Source organism: Citrobacter sp. Cf072 (assembly GCF_030334485.1).
GTDB classification, from domain to species: Bacteria; Pseudomonadota; Gammaproteobacteria; order Enterobacterales; family Enterobacteriaceae; genus Citrobacter; species Citrobacter freundii.
In genome coordinates, this window is the sequence record NZ_JAOWDX010000045.1 from 898,525 (window position 1) to 917,561 (window position 19,037).

The following is a 19,037-nucleotide window of genomic DNA, read 5'->3' on the forward strand; positions in this document are numbered from 1 at the left end:
GGAGAAGATAATGACGGTACAATTAGGTATTAATCCACTGACATGGACGAATGATGATCTTCCTTCACTGGGCGCTGAGACGTCGCTTGATACTTGTCTGAGCGAGGGTAAAGAGGCCGGATTTGCTGGTTTCGAACTGGGTAATAAATTCCCGCGCGAGGCGCGTCTGCTCGGCCCCATTTTGCAGCGTCACGACCTGCAACTGGTTTCCGGCTGGTACTCTGGACGTCTGCTGGAACGCAGCGTGGAGGAGGAGATTGCCGCCGTGCAGTCACATCTGACGTTACTGCGCGAGTTGGGGGCCAAGGTGCTGGTCTTTGCCGAAGTCAGTGGCTGCATTCACGGCGAGCAGCAGACGCCGGTACATCTGCGTCCGCGCTTCCCGCAAGAGCGCTGGCAAGAATACGGTGAAAAGCTTACCGAGTTTGCGCGCTACACCCAACAGCAGGGGGTACAGATTGCCTATCACCACCACATGGGAACGGTGATTGAATCTGCTGAAGATGTGGGTAATCTGATGACGAATACCGGTGATGAAGTTGGATTGCTGCTCGACACGGGACACTTGACCTTCGCCGGAGCCGATCCGCTGGCGGTGGCGCAGCGCTGGGCATCGCGTATCAACCATGTTCACTGTAAAGACGTGCGTGCCGACGTGCTGGCGGATGTCAAAAATCGCAAAACCAGCTTTCTCGATGCGGTACTGAGTGGGGTCTTTACCGTGCCGGGCGATGGCTGCGTTGACTATCCGCCGATCATGGCCTTGCTGAAGGCGAACCAGTATCAGGGGTGGTTAGTCGTGGAGGCGGAGCAGGATCCGGCCATCGCGCATCCGCTGACGTATGCGCGTCTGGGCTATAACAACCTTAGCCGTCTGGCGCGTGACGCTGGTCTTATCTGAGGAGGTGATATGTCACGTTTATTATCACGTTGGCAGCAGCCGGACGCGCAGGGGCGTACGCAGTCAGTGACGCCGGAAAGCGCCGGTTGGGAATATGTTGGCTTTAAAGCGTATGAACTGGAAGAGGGGCAGCAGCTTACGCTGCCCGCCGTCAGCGAAGAACGTTGTCTGGTATTGGTCGCCGGACGCGCGACCGTCACCACGCCGGGTGCAACCTTTACTGATATCGGCGAGCGGATGAGCCCGTTCGAACGGATAAAACCGTGGGCGGTCTATGTCACCGCTGGTGAAACCATACAGGTTCAGGCGGTGACCAGACTGGAGCTGGCGGTCTGCGCTGCGCCGGGGAAAGGCACACACCCAACACGGCTGATTGCACCTAAGGATATCGACGGGGAAGCGCGCGGCAAAGGTCACAACCAGCGTTATGTGCATAACATTTTACCGGAAGATAAACCTGCTGATAGCCTGCTGGTGGTGGAAGTGTGGACCAACGAAGGCTGTACCAGTTCCTGGCCAAGTCACAAGCATGATACCGACAATCCGCCGCAGGAGACCTATCTGGAAGAGACTTACTACCATCGCCTCAACCCGCCGCAGGGATTCTGTCTGCAGCGGGTATACACTGATGACCGGTCGCTTGACGAGTGTATGGCTGTCTATAACCGCGATGTGGTGATGGTGCCAAAAGGGTATCACCCGGTGGCAACCCTGGCAGGATATGACAGCTACTACCTTAACGTGATGGCGGGGCCGGTTCGCAAATGGATGTTTACCTGGGAAGACGATCACGCGTGGATTAATCGGGATTATCCGGTTGATAAATAAGGGGGAAAGCGTATGGAATCAGGGCCTGCGCGTTGCCGTGGCCCTGCTCTGATTTAACTGTAGAAACAGACTGTGGCGGGGGAAATGATGCTGAATGGCGGCTCATTCCTACAATTTACTGACGCAGACGTTTGTGGGCGAAAAGGTATTGCCTAACAGATAGGCATTATTCATTTTATATATTTGCGCGCGCTTCCCGGGCGTGAACGGATCGTAGATATTATGGGTAAACATCTCATCTGACACGTTATCCAGACTGTGTTTACTCATCTTCATGTCTTCCAGAAACACCACGCCCTTATCTTCTATTCGATAATTAAAACTGACGGAGCGTTGCAGGATAAGCCGTTGTCCTGGGCGATTGTCTGCTGGTGGAGTAGTGGTAATAATGCCTGAGAAATCAAGAACGCCGGTGTTATCTTTTTGCAACTGGAGCATCAGGCTACCGTCGTATTTCCCGCCTCCAGGCAGTTCGGGTAATGAGAGGGTTGAAACGCAGTGCACGCTTATTCCCTGATTGACGGAAATGAGGGCGATTCCATTCGCGCTTAACAAAGCACTGACGGCGACCAGAATGGCGGCTCCGGCAAGCAATATCTTAGTTTTATATTTAGTATTCATGGATATAAAGATCCTTGCATCCAGCAAACTTTGTTTTTTCTGCATTATTGAAAGTACAGCGGGATAAAAATACGCGGCCTTTTTCGCCGTAAACGTACAGATCGTCAGGCTGAAAAATAAACAATGCGCCAGCCAGACACTTCAGGTGTAAATCAGCCATTTTTTGCGCTTTTTCAAGCTTCGCGGTCGCTATTTCTGGCGAGCTTTCAAAAACGGTATACACCGGACAGAGATCGATATTGCCCAGTTTAAACAGCTGTACATCGGGAAGGTTGTTTTTACTGCTGTTAAACAATGAGTTGACTGGGTAAAGGAGCATAAGTAATGAGATGCCCCCGGCTGCCAACAACGTCATTTTTACGCGTTTAGACAGGGAGGGCGCGGCTTTAGAAGGGGCAAGGGAAGTCACGGTAACTGAAGGCGGTTCCTCAATGGTGGCTACCAGCCCTTCAGCGATGAAAAAGCCGACCCGTGGCACGGTTTGAATAATCTCATGTTCACAGCCTAGCTCCTGTAATCCCTTACGAATCAAAGAAATATACTGGCTTAACGAATTATTGGAGGCCTGCAGACCATTTTTGTCCCAAACATTCGTGAACATCTCTTCTCTCGAGACCACTTTTCCTTCCTGCTCGAGGAGATAGGTGAAGATCCTGTTTGCTGTAATAGACAGGGTGAGGGAGTTGTCCGACGAACTCAGATTCGCCAAAACGCCATCATCAGTTCTGAATGTAACTTCATTGTTAATTAGATATTTCATTTTTTCATCATTAACAGAGTATTACCTAATTATAAACCATAGTGGCATTTCGTCTTCACTACAGGATCGTGGGATGTCACAGGGCTGATGCAGGGAAAGGTGCGTTTCATTTTTGCATCGTAAAGGACGCTCCCGGCATAAAAAACCATGAAATCATTCATTTTAAGTATAAGTACCTGCCTCATTCTGATGAAATTATAAGAGTGCAACTATTTTTAGATAGACCATTATTATCTCTCGCAGGTTTAAAACGCCGAAATTGGGGGCACCAGTTGATTTAAAAGTTGTCGGTGACGTTAGTAAATGACAATTTTTATAATGAGCGAACGAAAAATTACTTAAGTAAAATAATCGAAAAATTGTATGGTATCAAGAGGCTTAAACAATAATCAGAAAGGAAGTTGATTATTACCGTTAACGCCTTAGAGTACTGATGCCGTGAAACTCACTTATCATAAGGTTGTTCTTTTTGTGGTTGACTGCAAAATCATTTGTTGGCAGGCGTAATTTATCTAACTCAAATGAGTGATGTTTTATATAAAAACGCATAATAAGAATTCTCTTATATAAATTTCATTATTTAATACAGGCGGTGATTGATATTTTTTACGAGGTGTGAAATAAATTAAATTGCGTTTCATTTAATTCGAAATGTTTATTTATTGTGTCTGACATTGTTTTTCTCTGTTGCATTATTTTCGCAATTATTTAACAGCTCGTCGAGTGTTTATATAGTGAGAATAAAATTTAAATCTATAATGTGTTTTTGATTTAGATAAATCATCTATAAATTACGATTTTGTCAGTATAAATAGATTGTTGGGTGGTGCGGACATATCATTCGTCACGTACAAGTTGCTCAATGTTTCAGCGGGAAAATCTCCAGAGAAGAGTTATCTGACCGCTGGGTAGTTATGAGCATCCCATAATGCTATGTGACCACGAACTTTACCAGGACGGGTATTCGTGGAATTATTCGGAATGGTAATGATGAACAAGATTTTTAAAGTAGTATGGAGTGTTTCGCACTCGTGCGCTGTAGTTGTTTCAGAGCTGGCAAAGCGTTGCAGTGCTTCTATAGAAACCAATAGCTCAGGTAGTATTGAATCTAAAACGCATAAATTCACTATTTCAAAAATAGCGCTTAGCATAATAGGTGCCGTACTGGCTACGCATTCAATATATGCTTTTGCCGCCGACTACGTCTTGCCGGATTACTTACCATCGACTAACGCTAATGGCGCAGGGCAACTTGTTGTCGGTGACGATGAAACTATGAATATTGTCAATGGTACCAAAGGATATGGCAGCATTGCCTCAGGAGCATCGGGTTTTAAAACGATGACGATTCAGCAGGCAATGGATAATGGATATATTTCATCAGGGAGTGAAAATATAAACCTGACGCAGACGACTTTAGGTGGCCGAACCCATAGCATTCAATATGTTGACCCCATCACTGGGGCTTCGCGTACAATTCAGGTGTATGACAGCAATAATTTTGCTGCAAATAGCGTTGGCGATCTGACGACTTATCTGGCGGTCGGCGTCGGTGATGGGCAGTATGTGAACATGAAGCTGGCGACGGTGAAATCAGGCGGTACGCTGGATGTAAATGTCGGTTCAACGGGAAGCGACTGGGCATCAAACCCGGCAAATATCTTCAATGCGATCACGAAGGTCTCTGGCGTTTATAACGTTGAGAGCAGCGCCAGCGATACAAAAGACGCGGTACTGAATTACAACGCCAAAACCATCGTGCAAAGCGGTAGCGTTGGCAATGTCGCGAACAATGCCGGTAAAGATTATAACTTTGACACCGCAACCTATAACGGCACCTTCTCCAGCTCGCTTGGCGAGTATACGGTCAATAATCTTGATGATTTAAAAAACTACAATGATGCTTTGGTGAAAGCCGTAGAGGCTGGGCAGCTTTCCCCTGCGGACTACGAGACTGAGCTGCATAAAGCCTATACCACAGAACAGAAAAACATCCATTTCGACACCAATATCCCGGACGGTGATGCGGTGTTGCAGGCTGCAAATCGTGATGTGAACAGCTTTATTAAAGCGTCCGGGGCGCGCTCTGTCGTCAATATTTCTGCTGATGCCAATATTCAGGCCGTGTTCAGCGATACTTCCGTAGTGAAGCTGACCGACGGAGCCACGCTTAATAACAACGGTACGTTGGGGGCAGCCGCCGGTGCATCCGGTGGTGATTATGTCGTTTCCGCGCGTGATAGCATCGTAAATAACAACGGGATTATTGACGCGGGAACCAGTCGTGATGTGAAAAATGCGTGGGTTGGTGCCCATACCGGGATTCTTGCGACCGGAACAACGAAGGTACAGAGCGACGGCGTTATCAACCTCGCCTCGCACCAGGATATCTATAACGCCTATGGCGTGCTGATGAATGACACGGCAACCTTTATTAATAACGGGGTGATGAATATTGCCACCGGGGGTGAGCCTGCGAAATCTTCTGATAACGTCTATACCTACGGCGTATTTGTTCAGCGTAATGCTGTTGCTACCAATAATGGCACGATTTACATCGGACGTACCGCGCAAGCGGTAAAAGATGAGGCGACCAGCGAGGTTCAGGTCACTCTTCCGGCCATTGGTATGTTTGTGAAGAGTGGGACCATCAATAACACCGGTAACATCACAATTGGTGAAAAAGTCGAGAATGCTGTTGCCATTCAGGCCAACGGCAGTTCGTCGCCTGGTGCAATCAACGTTACCCAGGACGGCGTTATTGACATCAATGGCACCGGCTCTGCGCAAAATATTGGTCTGATGGGCATTAACGGTGCAAAAGGACTGGTAAACAGCGGCACGATTAACCTCAATGGGTACAGTGCCAGCGGCATTGAGCTGCAGGGAGGGAGCCAGGCGCTGCACTCGGGCACGATAAATATCACCAACGGCAGTTCAACGGACAATACGTTAAAAAATATTGGTGCTTGGGTCGAAGGAGCAGGATCTCAGCTTACGATGAGTGGCAGTGTGAACCTTGCCGCAGATAACGCCATTGGTCTGCACGTTCGTGACGGCGGTGTTATCGATATCACCAATATGGGCAACGTCTCATTTACCAGCGGCAAGAACCAGATTGGCTATTTTGTTTATGGTGCAGGATCAAAAGTTAACGCTTCTTCGACTAATACGCAGGACGTCTCGACTGAAGGCTCAACGTTATATCGCATAGAGGGTGGCGCGACTTTTGATGGCAGCGGGTCGTCTGGTACGACAATGATGGCATCAGGCACAAACAGCACAATTCTGCAGGTGACCGGGGCGGGGAGCCATTTTGATTCCGGCTCGCAATCGCTGAGTATTACCGGGGACGGTGCGACCGGGATTCGGGTTGAAGGCGGAGCGGATGGGGTTATCACCAAAGACGCGGTGATTGTGAAACTTTCCGGTAAAGACACCACTGCCGGGATCGTTGATGGTAATTATTATGACTTGTCCGGGAATGTTGATGAGAGTCAGAAAGGCAACTCAACCCTGACCAGCTACGCCACGTTGAATACCAGCAATACGGCGGATGGCGCTTTCGGCTACATCGCTCGTAACGGCGGTACGCTCAATCATAAAGGTAACATCGACTTTGATCAGGCGGGCAGCACAGGCGTGCTGGTTTCCGGCGGTACGTTGAATAACGACGGCGACATCAAGGTTAATGGTGTGGCGGTCAGTATTGAAGGCGCTGATTCCGTTGTGAACAACAATGCGACGGTTAGCGCGACGGATGGTACCGCAGCCTATCTCGTCGGCAATGATGCGTCATTAAGTCTGACGGGTTCGGGAGAAACCAAAGCATCGGGAGACGCGCACGGTATCTTGCTGGCCGCCGGTGCGAAAGGTCTGCTGGTCGATGGAGCCACCATCACAATGGACAGCACGGGTAAAGGAAGCGCCATTGAAAACGTCGCCAACATTGCGGGTATTCAGCTAAAAGATACAACTATCAGCGTGGGGAATGGCATCGGTATTCATACCGGAGCATCCCTGGCGCAGACCAACTCCGGAACGATTAACGTGACGGGGAGCGGTACGGGGATCCTGTTTGAAAATATCGATGGCAGCGAAACGAATCAAACGCTGGATATGTCTGACTCGCGCGATCTGGTTATCAATGTTGAGCAGGCTGCGGGGAAAGGAATCGTCACCAATGCGTCAACCGACCTGAAAACGGGCGTCAGCGTTAACGTGCTTGACGCTAACGGTGGTGAAGCGTTGATTGTTGGTGGCACGACCAAACATGTTGAGCAGGCTGGTGAGCTGACGTCGAAATCGACCAGTCACGCGGTGGTGAATGCTGATAACGGTTCCCTGGAAACGTTTATCAATAAAGGCGTTATTAAAGCGCTGGATGCGTCGCAAAAAGCGGTAGAAATGCTCTCAGGGGCAGGTATTGCGTTTACTAACGCGGCGGGCGCCAGCATTGTTGGTCAGGTTAACCTGATGAGCGGTGATAACACCGTTACGCTGGAGTTTGGCAGTACCGCAACCGACATCAAGACGGGCAGTGGTAACGATCTGTACGTACTGAAAGATGTCAAAGAGACAGAAACCTCACTGTTTACCAGCCTCAATGGGGGTGACGGGGAGGATACACTTCAGCTGAATAATGCACAGTACATCCTCAATCGCGCCGATGCTATTACCGGCATGGAGCATATCGATCTCACCGCAGGTTCAGTATTTACCGTTAATAATGTTGATTATGCGCTGGGTGATAACCAAAACGATGCGACCGGTACGGGTTACAACATTGATGCGACCAGCACCTTGTCGCTGAATTCTGACGCTGCGCTGGCCTTTAACAGCCATCTGGCGGGAACGGGAACGGTCGCCGTTGATGCCAGCGGTAATGCGTTTGATTTTACCAACAACAATGCGGCTGATGGATTCAAGGGGACGCTGGCGCTGACGAACAGCACCTTTGAGCTGGCCGGATTAAATACCCAGGCGCTGAGCCAGGCAACATTAAATGTAGGTGAAGGGAACGTCACCCACGTGGGGTCCGGTGAGCAGAATATCGGCGGCCTGGCGTTTAACGGCGGTACCGTCAGCTTTGACGGTGTGACGCCGGGGCAGAGCAGTGCCGAAGGAACAATTCATGCTGGCGCGATGGATCTCTCCGGACGCGGAACCGTGCAGGTTGATACCGGCACGATTACCAACGATCGTCCGCTGGCTGATACCACGCTGTCACTTCTTGAACAGGACGATGCGCAGTCGCTGATTCAACTGGCGACCTCAGATACTGCCGTCTCCGGTGGTGCGGGCAATCTGACGCTCACCGATAGCAATGGCAATATCATCAGCGATGGGGTTGAAGCTGGCATCAGCCAAAATGGTGAGATTGTTGCGAACGGAACCTATGATTATCGCCTTACCGGAGGGGAAAACGATGATGGGTTGTACATTAGCTATGGTCTGACACAGGTCGAACTGCTGGCCTCCGGAGACAATGCACTGGTCCTGGATGCGAACGGAAAAGCCGGTAATGCCGCAGATCTCAGCGCCCGCGTGACCGGCAGTGGCGACCTGGCGTTTGACAGTGCCAGAGGCCAGACGGTATCGCTGTCGAATATGGATAACGATTACACCGGTATCACCGATGTACGCAGCGGCAACCTGCTGATGAAAAACGATAATGTTCTTGGACAGACCAGTGAACTGCGTCTGGCCGCTGAGACCGGTTTTGACATGAACGGTTATAGCCAGACTGTCGGTAAGCTGACGGCGGCGGCTGACTCACTGCTGAACATCAATGGCGGTAGCCTGACTCTGGAGCAGGGCGGAACAGCCGATGGAATATTGACCGGAAGCGGCGCGCTAAACATCAATGGCGATACGCTGACCATTACCGGTGAAAACAGTACGCTGACGGCAAAAACGACTATTGCAGAAGGTGCGCGCGTGCTGATGAACACCACGCTGGGCCTTGGCACCGGCGATATTGTGGCGGCGGGAACGCTGACGATGAGCAAGGCGGCAGGCGCGCTTTACAACAGCATCAGCGATGCCGGACGGGTTGAACTCAGCGAAAGCGACGTCGCGCTGGTGGGTAACAACAGCGCCTTTACGGGGCAATTTGCTGTGGATACGGATTCCCGGCTTACCGCGTTCAGCGCAGAAAATCTGGGCAGCGCAGAGGTGAGCAACAGCGGTTCACTGGTGCTGAACAGTAATACCGACTGGCAGCTTGATAACGACGTTTATGGTAGCGGCGACGTGACCAAGCTGGGAGCCGGCTCCATTACCGTCGGTGACAACGCCGCCTGGACGGGGAAAACGGAGATCGAGCAGGGTGGCCTGGTACTGGGAGACGGCACATCTCCGGTCACGCTGGCCAGTACTGAAGTCAACATTGCGGCTGCGGGGATGCTCTCGGGCACGGGGGGCGTTGCAGGTCATGTGAATAACGCCGGTGTGCTGCAGGTGGGGACCGGGACCGGTGATAACCTCCTGTTCACGGTGGGGGGCGACCTGGTTAACAGCGGTACCCTCGCAACCGGTGTGAATGGTCAGCAGGCCGGTAATCAACTGGTGGTCAATGGTAATTACACGGGTAATGGTGGTCATCTTTCCTTGAACACCGCGCTGGGGGATGACAATTCCGTTACGGATAAGCTGGTGGTGAAAGGCGATACCAGTGGCACAACCTCCGTCAGCGTCACTAACGCCGGTGGGAAAGGGGCCGCCACGATTGATGGGATCGAAGTTATCCATGTTGATGGCGCATCGGACGGTGAGTTTACCCAGGCCGGCCGTATTGTGGCGGGGGCATATGACTACAGCCTTGGGCGCGGTCAGGATGAAAACAGCGGCAACTGGTATCTGACCAGCGGCAAAACCAATCCGGATCCCGAACCAAAACCGGATCCGGATCCGGATAAAGATCTGCGTCCGGAAGGCGGCAGCTACACGGCTAACCTGGCGGCGGCCAACAACATGTTCGTCACCCGTTTGTACGATCGCCTGGGCGAAACGCAGTATATTGATGCCCTGACCGGCGAGCAGAAAGTCACCAGTATGTGGATGCGCCACGTTGGCGGGCATAACAACTGGCGTGACGGCAGCGGCCAGCTGAAAACCCAGAGCAACCGTTATGTATTGCAGCTGGGGGGCGACATTGCGCAATGGAGCCAGAACGGACTTGATCGCTGGCACCTTGGCGTGATGGCGGGCTACGGGAACGATCACAGCAACACCCGATCGTCACGCACGGGTTACCGTTCCAGAGGTTCAGTCAATGGCTACAGCACCGGCGTTTATGCCACATGGTATGCCAATGATGCATCGCATAACGGCGCCTGGCTGGACAGCTGGGCTCAGTACAGCTGGTTTGATAACAATGTCAAAGGCGATGATCTGCAGGGCGAATCGTATAAATCGAAAGGGGTGACCGCCTCGCTGGAAATGGGATATGCCCAGAAAATGGGTGAATTTAGCGGCAGTCAGGGAACGCTGAACGAATGGTACATACAACCTCAGGCGCAGGCGGTCTGGATGGGCGTGAAGGCGGACGACCATCGGGAAAGCAACGGCACCCGTATCACCAGCCATGGTAACGGCAATGTGCAGACCCGGCTGGGCCTGAAAACCTGGATTAAGAGCCATCATCAGATGGATAACGGTAAAGAACGTGAATTCCAGCCGTTTGCCGAGCTGAACTGGCTGCACAATTCACGAGATTTCAGTACGACCATGGACGGCGTGAATGTTCGTCAGGACGGGGCGAAAAATATCGCCGAGGTAAAAGTGGGTGTGGAAGGACAGGTAAGTCCGCGTCTTAATCTGTGGGGCAACATCGGGGTCCAGGCTGGCGACAAAGGCTATAACGACAGCGCTGCGATGGTAGGCGTGAAATGGAACTTCTAAGCTGATTCTGCCGGGTAAGTTCAGCCAGACTGGCGTATGTCAGTCTGGTTATTTCCTGCTGAAATAATATCTGAAGAGCGTCCTTCAGGGCGCTCTGTTCAACAACACGAGTTAATCATGTCTGTAACCAAGAAAATCACACCCATCATGCTGGTGTTGCTTTTTCTTCTGGCCGGTGTGCTGACGTCATGGCAGCAATGGGATAGAGAGGGACAACTTGTCAGGGAACACGCGATAAATAGCCTGATCGAAGAAATCGACACGATATTTGACGACGTAAATACCTTGGCTGTGTTGGCCAGCGCAAATATTCAGGAAGATTGCACCGACGATCTGCTACGAAAATTGCGTCTTCTTACGGCGTCTGGCGAGAAGATTCGTTCAGTCAGCATCATCAGAAACGGTGAGTGGAACTGCTCTTCTCTCGAAGGCAGAGAATCGCCGGGGATTGTTTCCAGGGGAACGACCACGCACTCACTGATGATTGAACAGATTTATCGACTGAAGACGGAGATGTATATCCTCTATTTTCCGTTTCAGGGGCAGGTGGTGGCGGTTGCGGTATATAAAGCGGCGATCGATAAAATCCTCATGGACTTTTCCCGTAAAGCAAACATTGATGTGCATTTTTTATTGTATCCAGCCAAACATCCTTTCGTGCAGATGGCCTCGCAAAACTATCCTTTCTGGATTGTGACGGATTCACAGGATGGCATTGCGGATTATGTGCGGGATAATCATTATCTTCTTATTTTATTTGTTCTTCTGTCTTTGCTGTTATATTTCCATTTACGCCGGGTGCAGCGAATTTCGCCAATAAAAATACTGCAGCGTGCGATTAATAATGATGAATTTGTTCCATTTTATCAGCCCGTCGTCGAACTCGCTTCCGGAAAAATCGTCGGGGCTGAAGTCCTTGCTCGCTGGAATCACCCGGAGCAGGGAATTATTCCCCCTAACGAATTTATCCACACGGCTGAACATAGTGGGTTGATCAATGCGCTGACGCTGAAAATTTTAACGCAGGTAGAGGCTAATATGCGGTGCTTCAGGGAGCATTGCGATATGCCTTTTCACATTGGTATTAACGTACCGCCATTGTCACTGGAAGATAATGAATTTACCGATGCCATTATCGCCTTTATTCAGCGGATGAACTTGTTTCATATTGACGTAATGGTAGAAATCACCGAGCGACAGCAGAATCTGATCCGTGAAAGCGTGCTGAAGCGCTTGAAGGAGACAGGAGCGGCGCTAGCACTCGATGACTTTGGGACCGGATATTCTAACTATGCAGCGCTGCAACGTATTTCGCCGCGGTTTTTGAAAGTAGATAAGATGTTTATCGATTACTTGGGTAAAGGTGGCGTGAGTGATAGCATTATCAGCAACATTGTTCACCTTTCTGAACTGGCCAGGATCCCAGTGGTGGCGGAAGGGATAGAAAGTGAAGAACAGATGGAGAGACTACGACGGTTGGACGTTAGCTTTGGTCAGGGATATCTGTTCAGCAAACCAATACCCTTTAATGCGTTCCTGCATTTATTATAAGAATTGCTGATAATAAAAAACCGCTCGCGCGGTTTTTTATTATTAAATGGCTGGAAGATTACTCGCTGACTTTTTTCTCAACGGAAGCAGCACCTTCTTTGGTTTTATTCCAGCCTTTCTCGGCACCTTCTTTTGTTGCATTCCAACCTTTTTCAGTACCTTCTTTGGTTGTATTCCAGGCTTTTTGTGAGCCTTCACTTACCTTGCTGCTCAGGTCATCTTGTTTACCTTCAGCTGCATGTTTGGCTTTTAACTGTTGCTCTTCGCCCTGATTCTGCGCCTGATGCAGTTTTTCTTTTGCCGTATTGGCGTTTTCGTGCGCGGCAGCTACATCATTATCAGTTGCGTGTGTCGTGGCGGCAATAACGGGAGAAGCCAGCAGAATTGCAGATAATGCGATAATTGTCTTTTTCATAATATCCTCGCTTAGCGTTATAAGTTATTAGCGTGATTAAGCATGGCAGATAAACGAAGCGCTGGCTTTAGGAAAAAACTGTAAGTGCTGATACCGCTATTTATCCACCTCGTGCAGTTTCGAGTTATCAACACGGTTATTATGGTCTGGGGCAAATCCACGTTTAATGTTGGGTTAAATAGCGAGAGGCTACCTTTATTAAGTATGATGGTCTGCATCACAATGCTGCCTGGTATATATTTGGTGCAGTAATTGTTAATGAATTATACCGCTTAAATGACAACCGCTCATTTCCGGATGGGGTTGAGGATGGGGTATCCGGGCAGAAACATGGTTGTTTGGGGAGAAAATGACCTATGAACTGTCGTGGTCAAGTAATAGTGGACATGCGGCTAAGTGAGTAAACTCTCCAGAGACATTACTGTTCCTGCAAAAATATCTGGCCATAATTTAAACAACTCGATATTCTGAAATGCTTTGTGTTTTTGTGAACAGGAAAAAGTATGCTTAGTACGTTACCCGATTTACACAGAAGTTTTGCAGAGCAACTCAAGCTTAAATTCCAGTCGGATTCGCGAATTCATTCCCTTCTCGCTGGTGGCTCAATTATTCATGGCGGATTTGATAAATACTCCGATCTCGATTTTATCGTTGTCGTAGATCCTCTCTACTATGACGAAATCATGGCGCAGCGTAAGGTGCTCGCCGGAACATTAGGCCATTTGTTGCATGCTTTCACCGGGGAACATGTGGGAGAGCCTCGCCTGCTTATATGCCTGTATGGCCCCGAACTCCTTCATGTCGACCTGAAATTTATCACCCTGGAAATGCTCACTCAACGCGTTGAGGAGCCAGCAGTGTTGTTTACCCGCGATAACACTGCTCTGGAGCGACAACTGGCAAAATTTAGTGCTCACTGGCCTAACAAGACGCCGGAGTGGTTTGAGTCCCGAGCCTGGATCTGGCTGCATTATGCAGTGGTTAAGCTGGGAAGGGGCGAACTTTTTGAAGCGATTGGTATGTTGGCATTCTTCCGCGAGCAAGTGCTGGGACCTATGTTGTACCGTCGTGTAAATCTTCCGCAACGTGGGGTTCGCCGCATTGAATTCCACGGCATTGATCCTGACGGCCTGCTGACTTCCACATTGGCAACGCACGATCGTGACTCTGTCAGCATGGTCATCAGAAGGGCTGTTGACGCTTACATAAATCTGCGAGCTGATGCGCTGCCTGAAAATATCGCAGACGATGCAGCCCGTTGGGCGGTCCTTGACATGCTGAAAGAGTATTCTGACAGGGGGTAAATCCATACTCCGGTCTTCTTCGCGCGCTTCTTGGTGACAGGGCGAATGTAGCGAAACTGCCAGATTTTACTCCCGCTGGATTTGATGAGTAGCTCAAAGCCATCGCCATCATAGAGAACGTAGTCCGCTTCCTTGGGTTTAGCAGATTCGATTTCTTTAACGGATAGAGGTTTGGTTTGTCTTGCCATTGCCGGGTTTCCATAGTTTTAGGCACCTCAAAAACAATAAAGCTTTATGAGGTGCCTAACAAGGTGCCTAAAAGGTTCGGATTTAATTAGTTGGCATCAGACTTCGCGGGACAAATTCAAAGCACAAAAAAGCCCGCAGGGCTTGCGCCGTGCGGGCTCTTAGGACTTCATCGGATGACTCTGGTAATCACCGATGGAGAATTTTGGGCTGGCGTCCCTGTAATTGGATATTCAAACCATTGATTTTTATATTAATTTTTTATTTATATTCTATTGGTGGTTCTAAAAAGGAACCATAAATCTTAATGGTATGAGTTCTCACGATTAGCTGATTGGCAAATTGTATCAAAAGATAACAAATCCTCAGTTCAGCTACCAACTGGAGTTGAACTGCGTAAGCAGGATCTGCTTTCCACCGATTAGTGTATACGGTAGTTTTTAAGCATAACTGAATTGTACCCGTAGGGCAGTACCAGCATAGGTGGAGAATGGATTTTGAACAACTGGTCACTAGAGCATACAAAAGAAATCAAAGCTTGGCTTAACATAGATAACTATCGCAAGTTTGAAGATCTCTCATTGATACACTTCTATCACGAGTTATGGGCCCGGAATCTGTTCTTTAAGGAGTATCGGGAAGAGTTTGAGAGCAGAACTCTTATGGGTTACTTCTCAAAGATTTTCACCGGTAACCCTTTTTTGATTCCAGAAGGGCAACTTGGATACATGACTCCTGCCAACAAACTTTTTCAGCCCCCCCATTTTTTTCTAACAACTCTTGATCGCCTTGCTGAAACGAGCATTATTGCTATGCAACGCGGAGGTTTTGTTTGGCATGAAGGTAACAATTATTCTATAAACGCAGAGCTTCGAGAGGAATCACTTTCAGACATTATGCCAGATCAGTTTACACGAACAGTCATGATCGAGATTGATTTGGCAAGTGGCACAGACGAAGAGATTGCAGAGTCGCTTAAAGCTGCATTACCGCAATGGCGTAAAATTAAGGGTATTGATGAAAACCCATTGGAATCTGTTCGTTTTGGATACGGAACTATCAAGAAACTCATCAGTTATCGAGTAATACCTATGTTAGATATCTTGGTGTGGGCAGCCGTTAAAAAAATCCGTGTTTCTGACGACAGGTTATCCAGACTACTATATACAGATGATGACGAAGAAAGCGAAATGAGGCAGTCCAGCCAAATCAAAGATACCGACAGGCCTTTGGCCCTTAAATCCTGCACAACTGACTTTATCCGACAATTCCTTTACTTCATGAACAAAAATAGCCATTTGAAGCAAATGAAAGTCTTAGATGTAATGAAACTATCGGATTGAAAAATGACACCCATAATTCTTAGGTTTATTGAAAAATATTTTCATTTCTAATGTGGATAATTTGTAAAAAGGTCGATGACATTCATTAAAATTATTTTACAATTGAGCTTTTTGACTATTGTTTGATGGTTTTTTTTTAAGTGTATTGAATATGCCTTGGGGTGAGATTTATATAAATAAAAATGAAATAACAGCGAATATTTTAACTTGGAATGACGAATGAAATTTATATTCATTCTTGTCATTAACCAACTATTAGGATGACGGCATGTCTCTTTACTCATGTTAAGGTGATTATGATAATTTATCAAAAGCATCTTTTACAGGATGCTTTTCTTTGTATTTCCAATATAAATCCTTGCATTTTATTGTGAAACACATTAAGAAGTTAATGTATCTAAACATCACCAGGAAGGATAAAAAATGAGTGAGTCTCTTAAAATATTAAACAACATTCGTACACTTCGCGCTCGGTCTCGTGAGTTTTCTCTTGAAAATCTTGAAGAAATGCTGGAGAAACTGACTACGGTGGTTGAAGATCGTCGGCAAGAAGAAGTTACATTTCTGAAAGATAAGGAAGAACGACAGGCCAAGCTCGAAGCTTTTCGTCAGCAACTCCTTGAGGATGGCATTGATCCAGCAGAATTGCTTTCTGGTCTGAGTTCTTCTTCTAAGCCAAAATCCAGCCGTGAACCACGACCGGCTAAATACAAATATATCGATGAAAACGGTGATGAGAAGTTTTGGACTGGTCAGGGTCGAACTCCGAAAGTTATCACCGCTGCTATTGAAAGTGGTAAGAAGCTGGAAGATTTCGCTATCTAATATTTGAAGAATACTTTATCAAAAAAAAGCCGTTAAAAAGTTGATTACTTATAACGGCTTGCATTAACAGAAAGAATATTTTCTGGGGTCAGTGATGAAAATTAAACATTGGTTAGTATCATTTTTAATAAGCTTCAGCCAGATTGCTTTTGCAGATACTGTATTAGATGAGGTTTCTAAAAGCGTCATTAGTGTTTGCCATGCTCCTAGTAGCAAAGGGCAGAAATGGGATGTTCAGGTTCTTGCCTCTGGTGATGTTAAAGTTGGACTTAAGTTTGCAGGTAAAGTAGCGGCTGATGCAAAGGTTGCTCTTACAAAGAGTGAGTGGGATGGCGTACAACAAGTTCTTAGGGAACATCAACAATTGGATAATGACAGTTATCGAGATTGTGTAGAAAAAATCACACCTTTATTTTTAGCGAATATAAAAGAAGAACGGAATATATCCTCACAGATATTAAATAAAGAAGAAAGTGAACTAAAACTGCCAATAAGTATAATCGGTGGTGGACAAAAGGTGGTCTTCTCTCCTGATTTTATTATAGAGATGGAAGAAGCTTCTGGCGGTGGAGTGAATAAAAAAGGATTATCAATTATAGTTACACCTGAGAATGGACGATTATATCTTACTGAAGGTGAGCCAGTGAACGTGGCAATTAAAGGTAAGAATTATTTGCTTGAATTTAGATTTAATAAAAAGATGCAGCCTGTCTATACATTAATGAACCAATAGTGTAGTTGCAGGGCGACTTTAGTTGCCCTGTCTAATTTTTAACTTTGTTCTTTGGGGGTTAGAATGTAAATCCGTTGTACTCCATTATTTCTTATCTCTATTCTTAATGATTGACCTTTTCTAATTATTACTTTTCTTCTCTCATAAAATAAACTCTTTATTGGATTGTCTAAATAATAATTACTACTGCCATGAAAATCTGGCAGTTCCAGTAAAACATATTGGTAATGTTCTTTATCTAACTTTTGAACGAACATTAAAAAATTATTACCTGATGGTATCGATTCAGGATTTAATGATTCCTTAAAAGTGAGTAATTCCAAGGAATTATTATGAGATATTTTTATTGTGATAAATTTGAAAGTATGCTGATCTATGTCATTTATCGCATTAGAGTTGTTATCAAACACTCCGGTCTTTTTTTTCTCATCATATATCTTGGTGCTTTTATTCTCATAAACTTTCAATTCATACTTAATAGTTTCGCCCGAATAACTGTTGTAGAGGGGGGTTATTGATGTGGGTATTGAGTGGGTTACAGGAATTGCTGATGAATTTTCAATATCATTAGCATTCACTTTATAGCTAAATGAAATGAAAATTAATGCTGTAATAAGTGATGCTATAGATATCTTATTCATATTCTCTCTTATTAATGGATTTAATTATTTTTATTTAACATCTATAAAAGAAAATATCAAATTTAATTTTTGGAGTAAATGAAGAAGGATCTGGATTGGTCGTTCAATACCAAATTTTTGTGCCGGGCAAAGGAAGTAAAATTAATTATTATATATAAAGGATACTCTAATTCATATAAAAGATTAGTGCTAAAATTTTATGATATTTATGTTTAAATCAGAACTATGAAATTCGTTAATGGTAGAAAAATTTAGCCTTGAGTTGTCATTGCCTCTATATCAGCAATATGTGGCCGTGAGATGTAAATTGATCAACCATTACTACCATCTAGATATGGCCGCAACCGTAGACACACCTTCAGCGAAATAGGGGAATTTCAGATACTCTCAAGTTCCCCTGTTCTGTACTGCACCAACTTCGAGAGAACCATCCTGCATAGCAGCAAGGAACCTCCGCTTCAGGAGTCTCACTCCTTTCTTTTCCCAAGTGTTCGTATAGTGACTTCACCACAACGACAAGGGAAAACAAAATGAACAATCAACCAACCCGCCTCATACGCCTACCAGAAGTTCTCGAACGAACTGGCTACGGAAAAGCATGGATCTATCGTCTGATCAACGATGGCAAGTTTCCTGCACCTGTCAAATTTGGGCTCTATGTCGTGTAGTTAAAGAATATACTAATTTTATTGAGGGGGGGGAGAGAAATAAAAGTGGAGAATCTAAATTATAAAAGCGAAGATAATAATAAACCATGAGTTAAAATAGATCTACATAAATAGTTTTTCTCTAACAGCCCCAAAATATCAGTGAGCAATGAAAGAACAATACGCTTAAATAGCCTGAATAGTCAAATAATGCTACTTTTATGCAGTATTCAGATAGGTTTTACGGATTGTTTTGTTGGTTTTGATAGTTTTCTTCTTTGAATTGTAAGGAAAATTAAATGTATATCTATCAAATGGTTACAAGCAAGCTTTTCCGGAATTATTCTAAAAATCAAGTAATTAAAAATAAATTTACA

General features: G+C 46.6%; 13 protein-coding genes and 1 pseudogene. 9 read left to right on the forward strand and 5 right to left on the reverse strand.

Translation table 11 applies throughout. From position 1 onward, the window contains the following. The first annotated feature begins 10 nt into the window (after positions 1–10). Positions 11–901 carry a myo-inosose-2 dehydratase gene (iolE, locus tag OGX66_RS16610; protein ID WP_003845952.1) on the forward strand — a complete coding sequence of 297 codons (891 nt, stop codon included), beginning with the start codon at positions 11–13 and terminating at the stop codon, positions 899–901. 9 nt (positions 902–910) lie between these two features. Beyond that, entirely contained in the window at positions 911–1,729 is an 819-nt protein-coding gene (gene iolB, locus OGX66_RS16615) for a 5-deoxy-glucuronate isomerase (protein WP_136346089.1), read from the forward strand. A 108-nt stretch (positions 1,730–1,837) separates the two neighbouring features. Here iolB and OGX66_RS16620 read toward each other — a convergent pair whose 3' ends face one another. Both OGX66_RS16620 and OGX66_RS16625 read right to left on the reverse strand, forming a co-directional pair. Next, a complete protein-coding gene (locus OGX66_RS16620; RefSeq protein ID WP_057102105.1) occupies positions 1,838–2,350 on the reverse strand; it encodes a FidL-like protein in 513 nt (170 codons plus the stop codon). Further along, positions 2,340–3,110 (reverse strand): winged helix-turn-helix domain-containing protein, encoded by a 771-nt coding sequence (locus OGX66_RS16625; RefSeq protein WP_057102104.1) that lies wholly within the window; start codon positions 3,108–3,110, stop codon positions 2,340–2,342. The genes OGX66_RS16620 and OGX66_RS16625 overlap by 11 nt, the downstream gene beginning before the upstream one ends. 966 nt (positions 3,111–4,076) lie before the next feature. Between OGX66_RS16625 and OGX66_RS16630 the strand changes: the two genes are divergently transcribed. Together OGX66_RS16630 and OGX66_RS16635 are read left to right on the forward strand one after the other, a co-directional pair. Further along, positions 4,077–11,015: an autotransporter outer membrane beta-barrel domain-containing protein gene (locus tag OGX66_RS16630; RefSeq protein WP_200009635.1), complete on the forward strand. Its 6,939-nt coding sequence runs from the start codon at positions 4,077–4,079 to the stop codon at positions 11,013–11,015. Between the two features lie 117 nt (positions 11,016–11,132). Beyond that, positions 11,133–12,566 carry an EAL domain-containing protein gene (locus tag OGX66_RS16635; protein ID WP_286511827.1) on the forward strand — a complete coding sequence of 478 codons (1,434 nt, stop codon included), beginning with the start codon at positions 11,133–11,135 and terminating at the stop codon, positions 12,564–12,566. Between the two features lie 58 nt (positions 12,567–12,624). Here OGX66_RS16635 and OGX66_RS16640 read toward each other — a convergent pair whose 3' ends face one another. After that, a complete protein-coding gene (locus OGX66_RS16640) occupies positions 12,625–12,981 on the reverse strand; it encodes a KPN_00521 family repetitive protein (RefSeq protein WP_057102102.1) in 357 nt (118 codons plus the stop codon). A gap of 503 nt (positions 12,982–13,484) precedes the next feature. Here OGX66_RS16640 and OGX66_RS16645 point away from each other — a divergent pair. Next, positions 13,485–14,285 carry a hypothetical protein gene (locus OGX66_RS16645; protein ID WP_057102101.1) on the forward strand — a complete coding sequence of 267 codons (801 nt, stop codon included), beginning with the start codon at positions 13,485–13,487 and terminating at the stop codon, positions 14,283–14,285. Here the strand turns inward: OGX66_RS16645 and OGX66_RS24545 are convergent. Beyond that, on the reverse strand, positions 14,183–14,473 hold the full coding sequence (locus tag OGX66_RS24545; RefSeq protein WP_072143999.1) for an integrase arm-type DNA-binding domain-containing protein: 291 nt from the start codon (positions 14,471–14,473) through the stop codon (positions 14,183–14,185). The two genes, OGX66_RS16645 and OGX66_RS24545, sit on opposite strands and share 103 nt — an antisense overlap. Positions 14,474–14,968: 495 nt before the next feature. On the opposite strand from OGX66_RS24545, the gene OGX66_RS16655 reads away from it, so the two are divergent. From OGX66_RS16655 to OGX66_RS16665, 3 genes are all read left to right on the forward strand, one after another. Further along, the gene (locus OGX66_RS16655; protein WP_286511829.1) at positions 14,969–15,814 is read left to right on the forward strand and encodes a DUF6387 family protein; all 846 of its coding nucleotides are present in this window, start codon (positions 14,969–14,971) and stop codon (positions 15,812–15,814) included. A 423-nt stretch (positions 15,815–16,237) separates the two neighbouring features. Continuing rightward, positions 16,238–16,639 carry an H-NS family histone-like protein gene (locus tag OGX66_RS16660; protein ID WP_045404661.1) on the forward strand — a complete coding sequence of 134 codons (402 nt, stop codon included), beginning with the start codon at positions 16,238–16,240 and terminating at the stop codon, positions 16,637–16,639. Positions 16,640–16,733: 94 nt separating this feature from the next. Further along, positions 16,734–17,372, forward strand: coding sequence for a hypothetical protein (locus OGX66_RS16665; protein WP_001625716.1), 639 nt, complete (start codon positions 16,734–16,736; stop codon positions 17,370–17,372). 38 nt (positions 17,373–17,410) lie between these two features. Here OGX66_RS16665 and OGX66_RS16670 read toward each other — a convergent pair whose 3' ends face one another. After that, on the reverse strand, positions 17,411–18,013 hold the full coding sequence (locus OGX66_RS16670) for a hypothetical protein (RefSeq protein WP_001625715.1): 603 nt from the start codon (positions 18,011–18,013) through the stop codon (positions 17,411–17,413). A gap of 530 nt (positions 18,014–18,543) precedes the next feature. On the opposite strand from OGX66_RS16670, the pseudogene OGX66_RS16675 reads away from it, so the two are divergent. After that, a pseudogene (locus OGX66_RS16675) lies at positions 18,544–18,666 on the forward strand (helix-turn-helix transcriptional regulator); the annotation flags it as partial. Positions 18,667–19,037 lie beyond the last annotated feature (371 nt).